Annotated in this window: 3 protein-coding genes and 2 pseudogenes; 1 reads left to right on the plus strand and 4 read right to left on the minus strand. The window is 66.8% G+C overall.

Annotated features, from left to right (window positions below; genetic code table 11):
- Positions 1-27: 27 nt before the first annotated feature.
- Positions 28-1,617: a hypothetical protein gene (locus ACZ52R_RS43295; RefSeq protein WP_465755562.1), complete on the minus strand. Its 1,590-nt coding sequence runs from the start codon at positions 1,615-1,617 to the stop codon at positions 28-30.
- A gap of 321 nt (positions 1,618-1,938) precedes the next feature.
- On the opposite strand from ACZ52R_RS43295, the gene ACZ52R_RS43300 reads away from it, so the two are divergent.
- Complete coding sequence (locus ACZ52R_RS43300) at positions 1,939-2,181, plus strand: hypothetical protein (RefSeq protein WP_465755560.1); 243 nt, start codon at positions 1,939-1,941, stop codon at positions 2,179-2,181.
- A gap of 27 nt (positions 2,182-2,208) precedes the next feature.
- On the opposite strand, the pseudogene ACZ52R_RS43305 reads toward ACZ52R_RS43300, so the two are convergent.
- The 3 genes and pseudogenes from ACZ52R_RS43305 to ACZ52R_RS43315 all read right to left on the minus strand — a co-directional run.
- Positions 2,209-2,340, minus strand: a pseudogene (locus tag ACZ52R_RS43305) (IS30 family transposase); the annotation flags it as partial.
- 17 nt (positions 2,341-2,357) lie between these two features.
- Positions 2,358-3,524, minus strand: coding sequence for an IS110 family RNA-guided transposase (locus tag ACZ52R_RS43310; protein ID WP_465755561.1), 1,167 nt, complete (start codon positions 3,522-3,524; stop codon positions 2,358-2,360).
- Positions 3,525-3,772: 248 nt separating this feature from the next.
- Positions 3,773-4,262: pseudogene (locus ACZ52R_RS43315) on the minus strand (IS30 family transposase); the annotation flags it as partial.
- Positions 4,263-4,351 lie beyond the last annotated feature (89 nt).

A 4,351-nucleotide genomic window follows, 5' to 3' on the forward strand; every position in this document is an offset into this window, starting at 1 on the left:
CACCTACCCCCCGGCCAACACGTCAGTTCATCGAACGATCACACGAACGAGCGATCCCCAACCGTGAGTAAAGGGACTTAACGTCCTCTGAGAGGGCATGACGTACCGCAGCGGGTCAAGTGGCAACTGGTAGAAGACATCCCAGCCCGCCTCTTCGCGCAGCGCGCCACGAATACGGTCCTCGGCCAAGTTCAGAGCGGACTGGGCTTTGGCATCTCCCTCGTGGTGACGGAATATCTCCCGGCAGCGTTCCTCCCAACCGCTGGCACCGTGATCCAGACCGATTTCAAGGAACGGATTGCTGAACGGGCTGCGGTCGTTCCGCTTCGTCCCCCTCCACACGCGCAGGATCCGGAGGTTCCGTTCGGCTGCGGCACCGCGCCGCGCCGCAGCCTTCTCGGCGTGTTCTTCGGCGGAGTCCAGCAGTTTCTTCCGTGCTACAGCCGATTCGAGCGCCTCGCTCTGTTGCATGGCCGCGTACGCGGCGATGGCATGCCCCTCCTGGACCAGCTCTGCGGGGACCTTCCGGCCGATACCGTCGCGGGTGAGGGAATGCGCCTGAAGTGCCGCCGCCTCCGTCTCGCCGGCCCTGACCAGGTTGTAAGCCCGGTTCGCGGCGACGAGTGCGTAGAAGGGACTGCGTCCGGCGTCGATGAGCTCCTGTGGCTTCCACAGAGTTGCCATCAGGCGCCAGAGCCCGCGGTCCTCAAGCATGCTCAGCGGCCACTGACCGGATACAGCGCCTGACTTGAGATCGCGCAATTCGATCTGCTGGGTTCGGGGTAGAGACGCGTCAAGCGCATCGAGAGCGGTTGTGTTTCCGTCCAGTACGACGTCGTACAGAAGGTCCCACAGATCGTCCGGTTCCTGCCGCATGAGCGTCTCGCCGCTCATGAAGGCCTGTCGGCGTAGATAGGCCTGCCAGCCGAGCCGTCGCGCCTCCTCATCGGTAGTCTTCTCCGGTGTGAGGCGCGCACGCAGATAGAGACTCTCCTGGTCATCGCGTGCCTGCCAGGGAGCGTCCTCGGCCAGGAGACCACCACGGTCTATCAGATCGTCGATGACGGTCAGCGGAGCCCAGGCGAGAAGCCCGTCCAGGAAGCGGTTGGGGATGGGGATCGCGCCACGGGTAGCCGCGGTCGCAAAGAGGGAGTATGCGGGACCGCCTGTCACTGAGAGGGCGCGCTTGCCGACGAGGTCCAGGCCGGGCGCTGTCGAACACAGCAGTCGGCAGCGTTCCAGGCCCGCCTCGTTGATCCAGCGCACTCCGGTGCCCCAGAGGTTGCGTATGTGGCCGAGGACCGACGCCGCCGACAGATGGCTCAGCCCGGTCTGGACCGCGTGCAACAAGACCTCGCGGTCCGGATCCCCTTCGAGCGCCCGCGTGAGTACTGCCCTCTCCGTTTCGGGAATACCGGCGAGCGCCACCATCTCCGAAAGCATTGCCAGCACGGCTTCGACGGCCTCGCTGCCCCCCACACCGAGCCAACGCCACTTGCGCAGGACGAAACCGCTCACACCCGAGGGACTCTGCCCCTCACGGCGTTCATTTGCCCGTGTCAGGCGCTCTCGTTCCACGGCCTTCGCCGCTTGCCGGGCGGCGACCGGGTCCGTCATCTCGTGCACAGCTGACAGGCTACCCGGGCGGCCTGACGATCCATCTGGTTTCGTACGTATCGTGACCTTGGCGAGAGGCGGTTCGGGATCGCTGGCAGAGTGCCGTGGAGCAGGGTCATTCTCCGCACGCCCTCAACAGCTTGTTCATGCTGGCCCGGGCAGTCCAGATGAACCCCACCGACACCCCCGACGACCAGCACGTCTCGGATCTCTGGGACGCCGCCCTCATCAACGCTGGGTACCTCGACGCAGTGCGGGTATCCGGAGAGGCCTCGGGGGCGGTAGTCGTCATTCGAAAGCGAGCTGGCGAAGGTCTTCCTGATGATGGCGTCGAGATTCGCGGAGATGGAACTCAAGCGGATCAAGGCCCGCGTCATGACGGCGCACAAGCACCTGCGCAAGACCGATCGGTGGGCCGGCGGTCAGCCGCCGTACGGGTACCGGATCGTCGACCGGCCCGGTGGCGGCCGCACCCTCGAACCGGACCCGGTCACCTCCGAGGCCGTCCGCTACATGGGCAAGCTCCTGGTTGGAGGGGCAGAGCCAGTGGATGGCGGTTTCTAGTGGTCGTCGCAACACATAGTCGGTTGTCTAGGCCGCGATGAGTTTATGGAGACGCTCGGCTGGGGTTTCCCAGCCGAGCGTTTTGCGTGGGCGGCCGTTGAGCTCGGCGGCGACAGCGGCCAGGTGTTCCGGGCCGTGGACGGCCAGGTCGGTGCCCTTGGGTGCCTCTGTGTTTGTCAAGCGGCTGGAGCCGTCGGCGTAGGCTCGGTGGCGGTGGGTCCGGGAAGTGACTTGTCCGAAGAGCTGGCTGTCGGGGTTGGGCCGGCCGCGCTGGATGTCTTAGTCGCCCCCGGTTGTCCTCCCGGGCCCACTGTTCGCGTTCGGCGCCGCTCGTCGGCGACCATGGTGCGCCAGACGTGATCGGCGAGACGGCGTTTGAGGCAGCGTTGTGCTTCACGCGGAGTCTTGCCCTCCGCGATCTTGACTTGGTAGTAGGCGTGGCCCTGGGTTCCAGGCATGCGTATCTGGGTGATGGCCACGGTGTGGAGCGCGGAGTTGAGCTGACGATCGCCGCCACGCGACAGCCGGTGACGCGCGCGATGGGCACTGGCGATCTCGATGGGAGCGGTGCCGGCGTAGTGCGCGAAGGCGCTGGCGCTGGGGAAACGGGTGGGGTTTCCGGTCCGGCCGATCAGGCGCGCAGCGGTCACGGCTCCGATGCCCGGGGTGTCGGTCAGCGTGCTGGCCGACTGGGCGACGAGAGCGGCCATGGCTTTAGCGTTGTCTTTCAGCTTCGCGTCCCACGTGCGGATCTCGGTGATGAGCTCCGTGGCGAGCTGGCGGCGGGTCCGTTCGGCCGGGCCGCAGGGGACGACCGTCTCCAGTAGCTGTTCGGCTTTCGCCGCCGACAGATCGCGCGGTGCCCCTCCGGGCAACAGTGCCCGTAGCAGCGCGTGGAGTTGGTTCACCGCGCGGACTCTGGCCTGGGCGAGGTTACTGCGTCGTTCGTCCAGCAAGGCCAGGGCGTCGGCTGAGTCTTCGGGCTGGACCGGTCTTGCGTCGCCTTGGAGAGCGGCGACGCATGCCGCCGCGGCTGCATCGATGCGGTCGTTCTTCCGGCCGCCGCCGCGGGAGAGCTGCCGGACCCGTGCGGTCGCGCTGGGCGGGACGTCGACGACCTGTTCCCCACGAGCGAGCAGCCATGAGGTCACGTGGCGTCCCATGCCCTTGGCGTTCTCGACCGCCCAGCGCCGCTCAGGCCACTGGCCAGCCCAGTCCAGCATGCGCTGGTAGTCCTGCAGTGTGACGTCGATGCGAATCGACGCGTGATCACGGTTGGTCTCGGGATCGACAGCCGTGGCCGTGTGGGTGGACTTGTGCGGGTCGATGCCGATCAGCATCATCGGCGACTCCCCCTCCTGGTCGTCGGGTCGGTGGAATCCGCAGCTGACAGCCCGACTTCGAGAACGCGGGTGGCCGATGCTCATGCCTCTGTTGAGTCAAGCCGCGAACGGACACCAGAAGGGGCGACACACCCAAAGCGAGCCAGCCCTCACGGGCGGCAGGAAGTACTCGAGTCAGCCCTCCCGGCGTCCTACGGCACGTTACGGGCGGCCAGCCCGATCACGACACCGCTGCCACCTATACAAGTCGGGAAGTACTGCCGCAGCAGGCCGTTGGTGTTTTCGTTGGAGCCGCGCTGCCAGGGGCTGGCCGGGTCACAGAAGTAGACCGGGATGTCGGTGGCCAGGGTGAACAGGCCGTGCTCGGCCATCTCCGCGCCCTGGTCCCAGGTCAGCGAGCGCACCAGGTGCCCGGGCAGGGTCCGCACGGTCTCCACCAGGGCGTCGCGCACCTGCTCGGCGGTGCGGCCGTGGGGCAGGTGCAGGAGCATCACGTAGCGGGTGGCGCGCTCGACCAGCGTGCCGATCGCCGACGCACCGTCCTTGCCGATGATCAGATCGCCCTCCCAGTGCCCGGGAACCCGCCCGCTCCTCCACCTCGGCGGGACGCTCGCTGATCATGGGGCGAACCTGGGCCAGCTCTCGGCGAAGCTCCCCGCGGCCCTGGACGTAGAGGGCTTGGTAGACGGTTTCGTGGACCACGTGCATCTCCGGCCGCTCGGGAAAGGTGTCCCTCAGAGGACGTTAAGTCCCTTTACTCACGGTTGGGGATCGCTCGTTCGTGTGATCGTTCGATGAACTGACGTGTTGGCCGGGGGGTAGGTGAT

Source organism: Kitasatospora sp. NPDC034023 (assembly GCF_055575795.1).

Excerpts from the sequence above, each read along its gene's own strand:
- ACZ52R_RS43295 (WP_465755562.1), bottom strand. The coding sequence starts at position 1,617 with ATGACGGACCCGGTCGCCGCCCGGCAAGCGGCGAAGGCCGTGGAACGA.
- ACZ52R_RS43300 (WP_465755560.1), top strand. The coding sequence starts at position 1,939 with ATGATGGCGTCGAGATTCGCGGAGATGGAACTCAAGCGGATCAAGGCC.
- ACZ52R_RS43310 (WP_465755561.1), bottom strand. The coding sequence starts at position 3,524 with ATGATGCTGATCGGCATCGACCCGCACAAGTCCACCCACACGGCCACG.